This is a genomic window from Streptomyces ziwulingensis, from assembly GCF_039542605.1.
Lineage (GTDB): Bacteria > Actinomycetota > Actinomycetes > Streptomycetales > Streptomycetaceae > Streptomyces > Streptomyces ziwulingensis.
In genome coordinates this window covers 96112-111081 of the sequence record NZ_BAABIG010000022.1, presented here as the reverse complement: position 1 = coordinate 111081, position 14970 = coordinate 96112, and the positions used below count along the sequence as shown (strand labels likewise).

Annotated in this window: 11 protein-coding genes; 1 reads left to right on the top strand and 10 read right to left on the bottom strand. The window is 71.1% G+C overall.

The window, feature by feature from the left end; genetic code table 11:
- Positions 1 to 21 precede the first annotated feature (21 nt).
- The 7 genes from trxA to ABEB00_RS11515 all read right to left on the bottom strand — a co-directional run bounded on the left by trxA (position 22) and on the right by ABEB00_RS11515 (position 10049).
- The gene (gene trxA, locus ABEB00_RS11545; RefSeq protein WP_345619262.1) at positions 22 to 354 is read right to left on the bottom strand and encodes a thioredoxin; all 333 of its coding nucleotides are present in this window, start codon (positions 352 to 354) and stop codon (positions 22 to 24) included.
- Positions 355 to 463: 109 nt separating this feature from the next.
- Positions 464 to 1435 carry a thioredoxin-disulfide reductase gene (gene trxB, locus ABEB00_RS11540; RefSeq protein WP_345619261.1) on the bottom strand — a complete coding sequence of 324 codons (972 nt, stop codon included), beginning with the start codon at positions 1433 to 1435 and terminating at the stop codon, positions 464 to 466.
- A gap of 162 nt (positions 1436 to 1597) precedes the next feature.
- A complete protein-coding gene (locus tag ABEB00_RS11535) occupies positions 1598 to 2488 on the bottom strand; it encodes an anti-sigma factor (RefSeq protein ID WP_345619260.1) in 891 nt (296 codons plus the stop codon).
- Positions 2485 to 3222, bottom strand: coding sequence for an RNA polymerase sigma factor SigM (gene sigM / locus ABEB00_RS11530; protein WP_345619259.1), 738 nt, complete (start codon positions 3220 to 3222; stop codon positions 2485 to 2487). The genes ABEB00_RS11535 and sigM overlap by 4 nt, the downstream gene beginning before the upstream one ends.
- A 26-nt stretch (positions 3223 to 3248) precedes the next feature.
- Positions 3249 to 4943 carry a protein kinase family protein gene (locus ABEB00_RS11525; protein ID WP_345619258.1) on the bottom strand — a complete coding sequence of 565 codons (1695 nt, stop codon included), beginning with the start codon at positions 4941 to 4943 and terminating at the stop codon, positions 3249 to 3251.
- Positions 4944 to 5083: 140 nt separating this feature from the next.
- A complete protein-coding gene (gene murJ, locus ABEB00_RS11520) occupies positions 5084 to 7615 on the bottom strand; it encodes a murein biosynthesis integral membrane protein MurJ (protein WP_345619257.1) in 2532 nt (843 codons plus the stop codon).
- 43 nt (positions 7616 to 7658) lie between these two features.
- Positions 7659 to 10049 (bottom strand): DUF6049 family protein, encoded by a 2391-nt coding sequence (locus ABEB00_RS11515; RefSeq protein WP_345619256.1) that lies wholly within the window; start codon positions 10047 to 10049, stop codon positions 7659 to 7661.
- A gap of 212 nt (positions 10050 to 10261) precedes the next feature.
- On the opposite strand from ABEB00_RS11515, the gene ABEB00_RS11510 reads away from it, so the two are divergent.
- Positions 10262 to 11740, top strand: a complete 1479-nt coding sequence (locus tag ABEB00_RS11510; RefSeq protein WP_345619255.1) for a CCA tRNA nucleotidyltransferase — start codon at positions 10262 to 10264, stop codon at positions 11738 to 11740.
- Between the two features lie 77 nt (positions 11741 to 11817).
- Here the strand turns inward: ABEB00_RS11510 and ABEB00_RS11505 are convergent, their stop codons facing one another.
- The 3 genes from ABEB00_RS11505 to ABEB00_RS11495 form a co-directional block, all read right to left on the bottom strand.
- Entirely contained in the window at positions 11818 to 12348 is a 531-nt protein-coding gene (locus ABEB00_RS11505; protein WP_345619254.1) for an LppU/SCO3897 family protein, read from the bottom strand.
- A 123-nt stretch (positions 12349 to 12471) separates the two neighbouring features.
- Positions 12472 to 13734, bottom strand: a complete 1263-nt coding sequence (locus ABEB00_RS11500) for an MFS transporter (RefSeq protein WP_345619252.1) — start codon at positions 13732 to 13734, stop codon at positions 12472 to 12474.
- Between the two features lie 139 nt (positions 13735 to 13873).
- Positions 13874 to 14956 carry an inositol-3-phosphate synthase gene (locus ABEB00_RS11495; protein WP_345619250.1) on the bottom strand — a complete coding sequence of 361 codons (1083 nt, stop codon included), beginning with the start codon at positions 14954 to 14956 and terminating at the stop codon, positions 13874 to 13876.
- Positions 14957 to 14970 lie beyond the last annotated feature (14 nt).

The window sequence follows — 14970 nt, the reverse complement described above, 5'->3', positions numbered from 1 at the left end:
TCCCATGTTTCACGTGAAACGTCACTCGGCGATGAAGTCCTCGAGGTCGCGCACGAGCGCGGCCTTCGGCTTGGCGCCGACGATGGTCTTCGCGACCTCGCCGCTCTGGTAGACGTTCAGCGTCGGGATGGACATGACGCCGTACTTGGCGGCCGTACCCGGGTTCTCGTCGATGTTCAGCTTGACGATCTCGATCTTGTCGCCGTACTCCGCGGCGATCGCTTCGAGGGACGGCGCGATCTGGCGGCACGGGCCGCACCAGGCCGCCCAGAAGTCCACCAGGACGGGCTTGTCGTTCTTGAGGACGTCCTCTTCGAAGGAAGCGTCGGTCACGCTCTTGAGGGTGCCGGCCACAGCGGGCTCCTTAACTGGTTGGTGCGTGGTGCGTGGTGCATGGTGCGTGGTGCATGGTGCGTGGTGCATGGTGCGTGGTGCGTGGTGCTGGAACAGGGTCGAACAGTCGTCAGACGACGGCGGTCTTCTCCGGCTCGGCCTTGTCCTCGTCGGAGAGAGCGGCGAGGTAGCGCTCGGCGTCGAGGGCGGCGGAGCAGCCGGTGCCGGCCGCGGTGATCGCCTGGCGGTAGGTGTGGTCCACCACGTCACCGGCGGCGAAGACGCCGGTCACGTTCGTGCGGGTCGAAGGCGCCTGGACCTTCAGGTAGCCCTCCGCGTCGAGGTCGAGCTGGCTCGTGAACAGCTCGGTGCGCGGGTCGTGGCCGATCGCGATGAAGAGGCCGGTCACGGGCAGGTCGGACAGCTCACCGGTCTTGAGGTTGCGCAGCTTCAGGCTGGAGAGCTTCGGGTCGCCCAGGATCTCGGCGACCTCGCTGTCCCAGACGAAGGAGATCTTCGGGTCGGCGAAGGCACGCTCCTGCATGGCCTTGGAGGCCCGCAGGGTGTCGCGGCGGTGGACGATCGTCACGGACTTGGCGAAGCGGGAGAGGAACGTGGCCTCTTCCATCGCCGTGTCACCGCCGCCGATCACGGCGATGTCCTGGTCCTTGAAGAAGAAGCCGTCACAGGTGGCGCACCAGGAGACGCCCCGGCCCGAGAGGGCGTCCTCGTTCGGCAGGCCGAGCTTGCGGTGCTGCGAGCCCGTCGTGACGATGACGGCCTTGGCCCGGTGGACCGTGCCCGCGGTGTCCGTGACGGTCTTGATCTCACCGGTCAGGTCGACGGCCACCACGTCGTCGGGGACCAGCTCGGCACCGAAGCGCTCGGCCTGGGCCCGCATGTTGTCCATCAGCTCAGGGCCCATGACACCGTCCTGGAAGCCGGGGAAGTTCTCCACCTCGGTGGTGTTCATCAGGGCGCCACCGGCGGTGACGGCGCCCTCGAACACCAGCGGCTTCAGCGACGCGCGCGCGGTGTAGAGCGCCGCCGTGTAGCCGGCGGGCCCGGACCCGATGATGATCACGTTACGGACGTCGCTCACGGCTTGATTCCTCGTCTCTGGACAGTGTCTTCAGGAACGGTGAAAGCCTTTCTCAGAGCCTTCACCCCACCCAACGGATCCTAAGGGGCGCGCATTCCCGCTGTGTCCGGGCACACGGCACCGGCTTCCGGGCAGAAGAACGTAGGAGGGAGACGTCCGCGCTCAGGAACGGGCGTAGGTGCTCTCCAGGAGGACCTTGCCAGGGCCGAGCGAGGGCTGCCGCACGCAGGCCGTCTCCACCAGATAGGCGGTGACCCGGCTGTCGTCGCCGACGGCCGGCAGCACCACGAGGAGCGCCTCGCGGTTCTGGTAGACACCTTCTTCGGTGGCGAGCGCGGCGTCCTCGCGGCCGATGCCCCGCTGGACGCAGTCGGGGACCGTGGGCTGCTGGAAGACGCGATTCCCGGTGCTCGACTCGGACTCCACGCCGAGGCTGCCCGGCGTGCGGCCCCGGTTGCTCTGCGCGTGGGTCTCCCCCAGCAGCAGTCCGGTGACCTGTCGCTCCAGCTTGCCTTCGGAGAAGGTGTCCGCGAGGGCCGCCCGCTGCCCTGGATCATCGGGCGAGCCGCCGTCGTCGACGGAGGACACGATCACCGCGCCCAGCCCCAGGGCGGCCGCCGCGAGGGCGGTCCCCAGCGCGGCGACCCGGCGGCGGCCGCTGCGGGTGCGGTTCTTGCGTCCCGGGCCGGTGGTGGCGGCGCGGGCGTGTCCGGAGGGGCGGCCCGTCGCTGCCGATGTTTCACGTGAAACATCGGCAGGGTCCTCCCGCTCGGCGTCGGCGTCGGCGGCGGCATCGGCGTCGAGTAGAGCCTGCGCGGCCAGTGCGGCGTCGATCCGGCCCGCCACGTCGTCCGGCATCCGCGGCGGACCGGGAAGGGTGCCGAGCAGGCCTCGGATCTCCTCCAGCGAGGCGTGGACGTCCGCGCACAGCCCGCATGCGCCCAGATGCCGTCGTACGTCCGCGGTCCGGGACGGCGGCAGCAGGCCCTCGGTGAGGTCGGAGATCTCCGCGACGTCCGGGTGCCCGGTCAGGTCTGTCGTCGACGACGTCACGCTCGTCCACCTCCGCCCTTCACTGCGGCTGCGTCACTCGGCCCCGCGCTCGGTGGCCCCGGCTGATGAGGGCCCGCTGCGGGTGGGACGGATGCCCCCTGCGTCCGGTTCCGCTCCGCGCCCGGTTCTGTGTGCGCACCGCTGCCGCTGCCGCCACTGTCCGGGCGGAGGTGGGTGAGCAGCGGCAGGAGTCTGGCTCTGCCCCGGGCGCAGCGGCTCTTGACGGTGCCGGTGGGCACGTCGAGGATGCGGGCGGCCTCCGCCACCGGGTAGCCCTGCATGTCGACCAGGACGAGTGCCGCCCGCTGGTCGGGAGGAAGGGTGTCCAGTGCGGTGACGAGCTGCCGGTGCAGGTCCGCACGTTCGGCGGGGGCGGCGGCCGACTCGTGCGGCTCCAGCAGTTGTTCCAGGCGCTCGGTGTCGTCGACCGGGGCGGTCCTCCGGGAGGCGGCCTTGCGGGCGCGGTCCAGACAGGCGTTCACCGTGATCCGGTGCAGCCAGGTCGTGACGGCCGACTGCCCCCGGAAGGTGTGGGCGGCGCGGTACGCCGACACGAGAGCGTCCTGGACGGCGTCAGCGGCTTCCTCGCGGTCGCCCAGGGTGCGCAGGGCGACCGCCCAGAGACGGTCCCGGTGCCGGCGCACCAGTTCACCGAAAGCGTCGGGATCGCCTTTCACATGGCGGGTGAGCAGATCCTGGTCGTTCGTCTCGCCGTAACCGGCGCCGTCGGCCATCACACCCTCCCTCGTGTCCGGCTCCGTCAGCCGGTCACCTTGACGTCCGCCAGGCGGCCGCGCCACCTGCCGTCGTCCGCCTGCATGGGCAGATCGGTGAGCCACACGAGGAGGTAGCGGCTCTTGAGCGTCTGGTCGGGCTTGAGGACCACGGTCGTTCCGGAACCTTCGGCGACCTTGCTGAAGGCGTCGAAGGTCGTCGGCTCCGAGGCGGCGTCCGCGCTCGCGCCGAGGAGTTCCACCGAGGTGTCTCCCACGAAGGTCAGGGTCACCTTGCCGACCCGCTGGGCCTTGCCCAGGTCGAGGATGACGCCGACGCCCGTCTTCAGACGGCCGAAGTCGGAGCTGAGGTAGTAGTCCGTCTGCCAGTACGTGTCCGCGCTGCCGTCGTAGATGTTCCCTATCTCGGACGGCTTCTCGGACTGGTCGCCGAAGGGGTCGAAGTCACGGGCACCGCTGATGGCGATGGGCCGGCCGGCCAGCGGCTGCTTCGGGCCCTTGTCGTCCTCGTCGGTGGTCTGCGTCCGGTTCTGGTCGTCGGCCTGGCCGCCGTGGTCCATGAGGACGTCGGCCAGTTGCCAACTGCCGAGGCCCAGGGCGGCGATGAGCAGGGCCGAGACGCCCCACTTCAGTGCCTTGCCGGTGCGGCTCTGCAGTGGGGGCGGCGGGGGCGGCACCGGCCGCGTGATCCCCGGGTGCGCCGCCGTACGGCCGTAGGTGCCCTGCTGGTAGGTCGTGTGCTGGTACTCGGGCGGGGTGGTGAAAGCCGGCTCCGGCGGGCGGATGCGGGGCATCTCGCCGATCGCCTTCACCAGCTCCTCCGGCGTGGTGCACGCGGACTCGTGGCGGGAGGCGGTGGCGCCGTCGTTGGCGAGCGCCCGCATGGTCAGCTCCGACAGGCCCCGGTGGACGCCGGCGCGCACCTGGTCGGGCGGGATCAGACCGAGGTCCTTGGGCAGGCCGGACATGCCGTAGGCGTCGTTCTCGTACGGCCAGCGCTGGGTGAGCGAGGCGTACAGCAGGGCGCCGATGGCCTCGGTGTCGGTGCGCTGCGGGGTGTCGGAGGTGATGCCGCGCAGCGCGGCGTTGACGGCCAGGCCGCGGATGCGCCACTGCCCGGTCGAGGTGCGCAGCACGGCGTTGGGGCTGAGGCGGAGATGGGCGAGGCCCTCGCGGTGCGCCGAGGCCATCGCGGAGGTGACCTGACTGACCATCTGGTAGGCGTCGTACACCTCCAGCGGGCCGGCGGCGAGGAGCGTCGTCAGCTCGGTGGCGTCGGGCAGCCATTCGTGGACGACGTAGACGAGGTCGTTGTCCTCCACGGCGTCCAGCACCTGGACGAAGCGGAGGTCACCGAGGAGGGCGGAGGAGCGGGCGGCGGCCAGTACGGACCGGGCCCGGGAGTGCGCCGCGGGAAGGACGTGGACGCCGACGGCACGGCGGAGTTTCTCGTCGACCGCGCGCCAACTGCTGAAACCGTCCAGCCGGGTGACGCACTCCTCGAGCCGGTAGCGTCTGGCGAGCTTGTGGCCGCTGTGCAGTTCGGGAGGCGAGACCCTCCCGGAACTCTCGGTCCCGCTCCTGTGTACCTCGTCGCTGTCCGTGTCCCGCTCCCGGTTGTTGGCCACCCCGTCGGCCGTGGACTGGTCCGCCCGTGCGGTCAGCGACTTCTCGCCGTCGCTGTCCGCCACGTCGACGGCAGCCGTGCTCCGTTCCGCCACCGCCGTACCCGCCTCCCCGATCGATGAGCGCCTTCCGGCACCCGATGCGCGCCGTCCGACACCGAAACCAATTGTGCCCACAGTCCGCCGCAATGCACGACACGCAGCGGGGGACGATGGTTGTGCGCCTACCCCCGGGCTCAGCGTCCCAGGCGTCCGCGGACCATACCGACCAGCGAGTTGAGCTCCTCGATCCGCATCCGGCGGGCGGCGACGTAGAAGACGCCCAGCAGGACCGCCCCACCGGCCAGCAGGGCGGCGAAGGAGCCGACGACGCCCTGTCCGAGGGTGTGTCCGATCCCGTAGCAGACCGCGCCGCTGAGCAGGGCGGCCGGCACCGAGGCGATGGCCAGCCGGGCGTAGGTCCGCAGCACACGGGCTCCGTCCAGGTCACCGCCGAGCCGCTTGCGCAGCCGACGCCAGGCGATGCCCACGCCGACCGCGTACGCCAGCCCGTAGGAAGCGGCCATGCCGACCACGGCCCACCGCGAGGGGATCAGGAAGTAACACAGGACCGAGGCGCTCGCGTTGACCGCGGCCACGATGACGGTGTTGTAGAACGGCGTCCGGGTGTCCTCGTAGGCGTAGAACGCGCGCAGCACGACGTACTGCACGGAGTAGGGGACGAGGCCGAGGGCGAAGGCCATCAGCATGTAGCCCATGTTGGTGGCTTCGCTGGTGCCGGAGGAGCCGAAGATGAGCGTGCACATCGGGATGCCGAGCGCGACGAAGCCGAAGGCGATCGGCACGATCGCGACGGCCGTCGTGCGCAGTCCCTGGGAGATGTCGTCCCGGACCGCGCCGGTGTCGTCGTCGGCCGCCGACCGCGAGATGCGGGGCAGCAGGGCGGCCATCAGGGAGACCGTGATGATGGCCTGCGGCAGGCCCCAGATCAGTTGGGCGTTGGCGTAGGCGGCGAAGCCGGTGCCGTCGACCGGCGACGACTTGCCCGCGGCGGTGGAGAGCTGGGTGACGACGATCGCGCCGGCCTGGTTGGCGAGCACGAAGAGGAAGGTCCACTTGGCGAGCGTGACGGCCTTGCCGAGACCGTGGCCCTTCCAGTCGAAGCGCAGCCGCATCCGGAAGCCGGTCTCGCGCAGGTAGGGGATCATCGCGAGCGCCTGCACGACGAGGCCGAGCAGGATACCGACGCCCAGGAGCCGCTGCCCCTCCGGCGGGATGCTGGTGACCTCCATCCCGGAGGCGGCGGAGGTGCCGTACACGTAGATGAACATGCCGAGCGTCACGATGATGACGATGTTGTTCAGGACCGGCGTCCACATCATCGCGCCGAACTTGCCGCGCGCGTTGAGGATCTGGCCCATCACCACGTGGACGCCCATGAAGAAGATCGAGGGCAGGAAGTACGTGACGAAGGTGATGCCGACCTCGTTGGCCGCCGGGTCGCTCGCGACCGGGTCGGACAGCAGCCGGATCAGGAGCGGCGCGCCGAGGACCGCCAGGACGGTGAGCACGCCGAGCGCCACCATCACCAGGGTCAGCAGCCGGTTGGCGAACGCCTCGCCGCCGTCCTCGTCGTCTCGCATGGCGCGCACGAGCTGCGGCACGAAGACGGAGTTGAGGCCGCCGCCGACGGTGAGGATGTAGATCATCGTGGGGAGCTGGTAGGCCACCTGGAAGGTGTCGCCGAGCAGGCCGACGCCCAGGGCCGAGACGATCAGGGCGGAACGGATGAAGCCCGTGAGGCGGGAGACCATCGTCCCCGCCGCCATCAGGGCACTCGACTTCAGCAGCCCGCCCGCGCGTCCCTTCTTGGCCGCCGCGGGCGCTGCCGACGCCGTGGCCTCGATGCCCTGGGCGGGCGTCTCGGCCGCCGTTGGCGGGGCGGTCAGGTACTGGCCCGGCGGTGGTTCCGCGTACTGGCCCGGGGCCGGCGAGGCCGCACCGTGCGGGTCGTGCCCCGCGGGCACCGGCGTGCCGTACGGGTCCTGCCCGCCCTGGGCCGCCGCGGCGTACGCGTCCGGTCCGGCCGGGGCCGCGGCGCCGTACTGGCCCTGGGCGGGAGCGGCGGTGCCGTACCGCGGGGTGCCGTACTGCTCCTGGGCGGGGCCCGTGCCGTACGGGCCGGGCGCCTCGGCCGTGCCGTACTGCCCCTGGGCCTGGGGCTGCCCGTACTGTCCCCGCGGGTCACCGTAGGGCTGGGGCGCGGGCACCGCTGTCCGGTCGTCGTAGGACGGGTGACCGCCGCCCTGCTGCTGGTCCCGGAAGAGATGCGCGAAGGCGTCGGGCTCGTGGCGCTGCTCGCCGGCCTGGGTGACCAGGTCGTCCACCCCGACGAACTGCGTGGTGCGCGGATCGTCGCCGTAGGGCAGGTACCGGCCGGGACCCTCCGGCTCGGGCGGCGGGGTCTGCGCCCACACCTGCGGGTCGGGGGCGTACGGGGAGGCGGGCGGCTGACCGTAGAGCTGCTGCTGCGGCGGGTGGGCGCCCGGCGGCGGCGGGGGGTGCGCGGCGCGGTCGTAGAGCGCCTCGTCGACCGGGTCCTGGGCGGACAGGTCCTGCGCCCGGTAGGGGTCCTGGTCGTAGGCGTCCTGGAGGTACATGTCCGCGGGCGGCTGCGGCGGTACCTGATCGTGCTCGGGCGGCGGCCCCTCGGAGTGGCCCGAGTCGTCCGCGGCCCGGCCGCGGTCACCGTCGTACGGCGCGTTCATGGTTACCCCACCTCATCGTCCCGGGCCCACCGGCCACGACATCTCAACGGTCCACTCTCTCACCCGTGCCGGACGGGTCGGCGCTTTCCGTTGCGGTGTCCGGTGCCGGGTCACTCGGCTGCTCGCCGTCACCTGCCCCGGAGTGCGTCCCGGTCTCTTCCGCCGGCCGGTCGCCGGAACCGTCCGGGCTCCCGGGGGTGTCCTCGGGAGCCGCGCCCGCACCGGGGTCCCCGTCGTCCCCGGCGCGGGCCGCGGCGCGCTTGCGCTGCTGGTACATCCGGTAGCCGGCCAGGACCAGGAGGAGGACACCGCCGCCGATCACCAGCATGACGGTCGGCGTGATCTCGGTGACCTTCACGTCGAAGGTGACCGGCTCGCCGTACTTCCCGCCGTCCGCCGTGTAGAGCTGGGCGATCACCTTCGCACGGCCGTTGGCGTTCGCGGAGGTGGTGAACTTCACCGACTGGCTGTGCCCGCCGGAGACCGTGACGGGCTGCTCCTGGTAGGCGTTGCCGTCGATCTCCAGGCGGGTCGGGTTGGTCGAGGTGAGCCGCAGCACCAGGTGGTCGACGCCCTGCACCAGGTTGTTCTGCACGGTCACGGGGATGGTGGCGCTGCGGCCGGAGAGCTTGGTCTCCGACTTGTCGATCAGCCTGACCTGGCCGGTCAGCCCGTCGAGGTAGTTCTCCACGCCGTTGCGGAACGTCTGCGCGGGGGTGGCCCGGTCGCGCCACGACGCCGACAACCCCCGGTTCATGGACCGCCCGAAGGGCGTCACCACCCGGGACGGGTCGGACAGGACCACCTTGAAGTGGTTCAGCTTGTCCTGCGTCCGGGCGAGCTGCTCGAACGCCGTGTGCGGCAGCTCCTTCTTGCGCAGCGAGGCGGGGTACGCGGACGCCGACGGCACCTTGGTCGTGGCCCGCGGGTCGGGCTTGGCCGCGGCGGCGGCGGTCAGCTTCTGGGACTGGGACCAGTTGCCGTCCTGGAGGGCGGTCAGCGCCTCCGCCATCGCGCGGGCCTGGCTTCCGGTCGGTGTCCGCTGCGGGGCGACGACGACGCTGCGCTGCTGCCCGGTCTGCAGGTCGGCCGTCAGGCTCTGGGCGAGGAACCGCTGCACCGCCGAGGTGGAGGCGGACGCGCTGGTCAGATCGCCTGCGAACGCCGTCGACAGCCGGGCGTCCGCGACGACCGCCGTCGTACCCCCGCCGATCGGGCGGGCCGCGGAGGGCGTGTACGACAGCCCGTCGGTCTCCTGGAGGCTGTCGCTGCGGGCGATCACCTTGTCGGCCCCCGCGGACGTGGCGACCTTCACGATCGACGGGTCGACGGCGCCGTCCACGGGCCAGGCGAAGTCGGTGTCCGGCTTCACGTGCAGGATCGGCTCCACCGTGTTGGTGACCACGTCGGTGGCGTCCTTGAGCTGGCTGAGCGAACCGGTGACGTCCGTGCCGTTGTGGGCGAGGGAGGCCAGGTCGGGGTCGGCGAAGGGCACCGCCACGACCTCCTTCTCCCGCACCGCGCTCTGGAGGTCGGTGAGCCACTGCTTGGCGACGGCCTGGTGCCGTCCGGCCGTGGTGCTGCCGTCCGCGCCCCGCACCTCGTAGCTGCGGGTCATCGCGTCGACGGAGGCCAGCAGGTCGGGGTCGACCACCCAGGTGACGTCGAGGTCCTTGCCGAGCGCCACCATCTGGTTCAGCCGGCCGCCCGGGGAGATCTCCTTGGCCAGGTCGTCATCGAGGAAGACCGGGGTCTGCTGCTCGTTGGAACCGGTCTCGGCGGCCATGTGGGAGGAGGACATGAGCGGCCACAGGAACGTCGTCCTCGTCTTCGTGCCCGCCGCGTCGGGCTGCCAGGGCAGGAAGGTCCGCCGCACGCCGAGGACCTGCACCCAGGGCTGCGCCGAGGTCTGTCCGGAGAGAGTCACGGCGAACTGGTACACGCCGTCCTCGCCGAGATCCAGCTCGTCCACCGGCACGGAGATGTTGAAGCTCTCGGAGACGCCGGGCGTGAGCTTGGAGAACTTCTCGCCGTACTTGTCGTCGATCTGCGAACCGAGCGAGCCGCCGAGGTCGTCGCTGTCGCGGGCGATGGTGTCGATGGCGGAACGCGTCTCGGCCCGCGGGCCCACATGGAGGCCGACGCGGGCGCCGGTGACCGTCTGCTCGCTGTCGTTCGTCACCGTGCCCGACACGGTGACGGTGTCACCGTCCGTCGGGGCCGCCGGGCTGAGCGAGTCGACCGCCACGGCCACGCCGCCGGTGTCCGAGGCCGCGGCCTCGACGCTCGTCCGCCCGGCCGCCTGCGCGGGCCCGGCCGGAAGCTGCGCCAGACCGGCCAGCAGAGGGGCGCCGGCCAGCAGCGCCGCGGCGCGCCGTACCCAGCGGCGGGCAGGTGAGGGACCGGTCCCCTGGAAGTCTGCCGCCTCGGCCACGCGCTCGCCCGTCCCTCGTCGTCAGTGGTCGTCGGAATGTGCGTCCACGCATGGTAACGATGCGCGCTGAGGGGAAGTGCCGCGGAGTGGTCCACAAGATCGCGCGGAGACCGGGTGACGGACCGGGCTGCCGTGTATATGCCCCTATAGAGGGGGGCGGGTGAACAAGGGGGTGCGCTCGTGCCCGCTCGGGCCACGTAACCTTTTCTGTTGTGCCGAACGCCAATGAAGTGAGCCCCAGTGCCCTGAGCCAGGTGCAGCACCGCGCGGTGAGTGAACTGCTGCGGATCGCGCCGGTCGCCGACGACCTGGCCCGCCGATTCCAGGAGGCGGGGTTCTCCCTCGCGCTGGTCGGCGGCTCGGTCCGGGACGCGTTGCTCGGACGGCTCGGCAACGATCTGGACTTCACCACCGATGCCCGCCCCGAGGACGTGCTCAAGATCCTGCGCCCCTGGGCGGACGCCGTCTGGGAGGTCGGGATCGCCTTCGGCACCGTGGGGGCGCAGAAGGACGCCCGCGTCGGCGACGCCGACCGGAGCTTCCAGATCGAGGTGACCACCTACCGGTCGGAGGCGTACGACCGCACCTCGCGCAAGCCCGAGGTGTCCTACGGCGACTCCATCGAGCAGGATCTCGTCCGGCGGGACTTCACGGTCAACGCGATGGCCGTCGCCCTGCCGCGGAAGGAGTTCGTCGACCCGCACGGCGGCCTCGACGATCTCGCGGCCCGGGTGCTGCGCACCCCGGGGACGCCCGAGGCGTCCTTCTCCGACGATCCGCTGCGCATGATGCGCGCCGCGCGCTTCGCCGCGCAGCTCGACTTCGAGGTGGCGCCCGAGGTCGTCGCGGCCATGAAGGCGATGTCCGGGCGGATCGAGATCGTCTCGGCGGAGCGCGTCCGGGAGGAGCTGAACAAGCTGATCCTGTCCGCCCACCCCCGCAAGGGGCTGGCGCTCCTGGTGGACACCGGCCTCGCCGATCACGTCCTGCCCGAACTGCCGGCGCTGCGGCTGGAGAGTGACGAGCACCACCGGCACAAGGACGTCTACGAGCACACGCTGATCGTGCTGGAGCAGGCGATGGCCCTGGAGGAGGACGGCCCGGACCTGGTCCTGCGGCTGGCGGCCCTCCTGCACGACGTCGGCAAGCCCCGCACCCGCCGCTTCGAGAAGGACGGCCGGGTCTCGTTCCACCACCACGAGGTGGTCGGGGCCAAGATGACGAAGAAGCGCATGCTGGCGCTGAAGTACTCCAACGAACTGGTGCGGGACGTCTCCCGGCTGGTCGAGCTGCACCTGCGGTTCCACGGGTACGGCATGGGTGAGTGGACGGACTCCGCGGTCCGCCGGTACGTCCGGGACGCGGGCCCGCTCCTCGGCCGCCTGCACAAGCTGACCCGCTCCGACTGCACGACCCGTAACAAGCGCAAGGCCACCGCGCTCTCCCGGGCGTACGACGGTCTGGAGGAGCGGATCGGCACTCTTCAGGAGCAGGAGGAGCTGGACTCGATCCGTCCCGACCTCGACGGCAACCAGATCATGGAGATCCTCGGGGTCCGGCCCGGACCGGCCGTCGGCCAGGCGTACAAGCACCTGCTGGAGCTGCGTCTGGAGAACGGGCCGATGGAGCGGGACGAGGCGGTGGCCGCGCTCAGGGAGTGGTGGGCCCGGCAGGACCGGCAAGAGGGGTGACAGAGGGGTGACGGGTGGAACGGGGTCATGTTTCACGTGAAACATGACCCCGTTCCACGGGCGCGGGCCCTCGTCGCTCAGATCTCCTTGAGGCAGAGAACGACGTCGTGGCCGTCGCCGACCTGGTAGTACGAGATCTCGGCTTCCTTGACGGCCTCGCACTTGCCGCTGTCGCTGGTGTCCTCGAACTTCTCGACGACCTTGTACTGGGCGTCACCGGAGGAGCAGTCGACGGTCTTCAGGTCGGGTGACGCCTGCGTCCCCTCGTTGTGCATGCAGCTACCCGCCTCGGTGGTCTCGGCGTCGCTCTGGCTGAAGTACCACTTGCCGCCGGCGATGGCGATCGCGATGGCGACGACGGCGAGGAGCCGCAGCGCCTTCTTCTTGAAGCGGCCGCCGCGCGGGGAGGGCGGGACGGGGGCGTACGGCATGCCCTGCGGGGGCACCCCGGGCTGTCCGGTCTGCTGCGGGTGGCCCGGCTGGCCCTGGGCGAAGGGGTTGCCGGTGCCCTGCGCGTAGGGGTTCTGCCCCTGCGGCGGCTGCGGCGGCTGCGAGGCCGGCGGCTGATCCGGCGCGAACGGATTTCCCTGGGACGGCGGAGTGGTCACTTGGGGGTCCCCCTCAAACAGAAGTACGTGACGCGCACATGGCGCTCATAAGACGCACGTAAGTTACCGGCCACCACTGACATCTCTGTAGCCCAGCGGACCTTTGTGGCTCTTATGTGACACCTACTGGCGACCGAACCGGGTCATAGCCGTGGCAACCGCCCCGTAGACGAGGGCGACGGAGACGACGAGCGGTACCGAGCGGCCGTCCGGCGGCAGCATCAGGGCGGCCACCCCGGCCGCACCGACGAACGCGACGTTGAACAGCACGTCGTAGACGGAGAAGATCCGGCCACGGAAGGCGTCCTCGACCGAGGTCTGCACGAGGGTGTCGGTCGCGATCTTCGAACCCTGGGTGATCAGTCCCAGGACGAACGCCGCGGCGAGCAGCGGCCCGGTGGCGAACGGGAGGCCGAGGGCGGGCACCAGCACCGCCGCCAGGGCCGCGCACACGGCGATCCAGCGGCCCGGGCTCAGCCGGCCCACCGCCCAGGGCGTGAGCACGGCCGCCGCGAAGAAGCCCGCGCCGGAGACGCCCAGCGCCAGACCCAGCAGGGCGAGCCCCTCGTCGGTGGTCGAGGTCAGGGCGTACCGGCAGAGCATCAGCAGCATCACCAGCAGGGCGCCGTAGCAGAACCGCAGCAGCGTCATGGCGGCGAGCGACCGCGCCGCCTCCTGGCGGACGGGCGCGGCGAGGTGCCGTACCCCCGCGGTCAGGCCGCGGGCGGTGCCGGCCAGGGCCGTGCCCAGCCGCTGATGGACGCGGACCCGGTCGGGCCCGAGCAGTTCCACCGCGATCCGCAGCGATGCCAGCGCGCCGCACAGGTACAGCACGGCGCCCAGCAGCACCACGGCGGCGTCGGAGTCGGCGACCACCAGGCGGACGAGGAAGGCGAGCCCCCCGCCGGCCGTCGCGGCCAGCGTTCCGGCCGTCGGGGACAGGGAGTTGGCGATCACCAGCCGGTCGGCGTCGACCACCCGCGGCAGAGCCGCGGAGAGACCGGCCAGGACGAAGCGGTTGACGGCCGTGACGGAGAGCGCGGCGACGTAGAAGAGCCAGTCCGGGACCGAGGCGATCATCAGGACGGCCGTCACCGAGGCCATCAGGGCGCGCAGCAGGTTGCCGTGGAGAAAGACCTGGCGGCGGCGCCAGCGGTCCAGGAACACGCCCGCGAAGGGGCCCACCAGCGAGTACGGGAGCAGCAGGACCGCCATCGCGGAGGCGATCGCGGCGGCCGAGGTCTGTTTCTCCGGCGAGAAGACGACGTAGGTGGCGAGTCCCACCTGGTAGACGCCGTCGGCGCCCTGGGAGAGCAGGCGGACGGCGAGCAGGCGCCGGAACCCCTTCAGTCGCAGGAGGACACGCAGGTCACGGACGACGGCCATGGGGCACAGCCTCACACACGCGGTGGGCGCGCGGGCGCACTGCCTCAGCCGGGCACCGGGACCGCACGGCCTGGACCGCGAAGAGGGTCCCCGGGCGTGTCGCCTCGGGGACCCTCTTCCGTTCGCCGGGGGGAGCGGCTCAGCGCTCGACCTCACCCGCGATGAACTTCTCGACGTTGTTGCGCGCCTCGTCGTCGAAGTACTGCACCGGCGGGGACTTCATGAAGTAGCTCGACGCCGACAGGATCGGGCCGCCGAGGCCGCGGTCCTTGGCGATCTTCGCGGCGCGAACCGCGTCGATGATGACACCGGCCGAGTTCGGGGAGTCCCAGACCTCGAGCTTGTACTCCAGGTTCAGCGGGACGTCACCGAAGGCGCGGCCCTCGAGCCGGACGTAGGCCCACTTGCGGTCGTCCAGCCAGGCCACGTAGTCCGACGGGCCGATGTGGACGTTCTTCTCGCCGAGGTCCCGGTCGGGGATCTGGGAGGTGACGGCCTGCGTCTTGGAGATCTTCTTCGACTCGAGGCGGTCGCGCTCGAGCATGTTCTTGAAGTCCATGTTGCCGCCGACGTTGAGCTGCATCGTGCGGTCCAGGACGACGCCCCGGTCCTCGAAGAGCTTCGCCATGACGCGGTGCGTGATGGTGGCGCCGACCTGCGACTTGATGTCGTCACCGACGATCGGCACGCCCGCCTCGGTGAACTTGTCCGCCCACTCCTTGGTGCCGGCGATGAAGACCGGGAGGGCGTTGACGAAGGCGACCTTGGCGTCGATGGCGCACTGCGCGTAGTACTTCGCCGCGTCCTCGGAACCCACGGGCAGGTAGCAGACCAGGACGTCGACCTGCTTGTCCCTGAGGACCTCGACGATGTCGGCCGGCTCCTCGGCGGACTCCTCGATGGTCTCCCGGTAGTACTTGCCGAGACCGTCGAGGGTGTGGCCGCGCTGGACCTGGACGCCGCTGCGGGGCACGTCGCAGATCTTGATCGTGTTGTTCTCGGAGGCGCCGATGGCGTCCGCGAGGTCCAGCCCGACCTTCTTGGCGTCCACGTCGAAGGCGGCGACGAACTCGATGTCACTGACGTGGTAGTCGCCGAACTGGACGTGCATCAGGCCCGGGACCTTGGACGCCGGGTCGGCGTCCTTGTAGTACTCGACGCCCTGCACCAACGATGCGGCGCAGTTGCCCACGCCGACGATGGCTACGCGAACCGAACCCATTCCGGTTGCTCCCT

Excerpts from the sequence above, each read along its gene's own strand:
- ABEB00_RS11495 (WP_345619250.1), bottom strand. The coding sequence starts at position 14,956 with ATGGGTTCGGTTCGCGTAGCCATCGTCGGCGTGGGCAACTGCGCCGCA.
- sigM (WP_345619259.1), bottom strand. The coding sequence starts at position 3,222 with ATGGCCGACGGCGCCGGTTACGGCGAGACGAACGACCAGGATCTGCTC.
- ABEB00_RS11500 (WP_345619252.1), bottom strand. The coding sequence starts at position 13,734 with ATGGCCGTCGTCCGTGACCTGCGTGTCCTCCTGCGACTGAAGGGGTTC.
- murJ (WP_345619257.1), bottom strand. The coding sequence starts at position 7,615 with ATGAACGCGCCGTACGACGGTGACCGCGGCCGGGCCGCGGACGACTCG.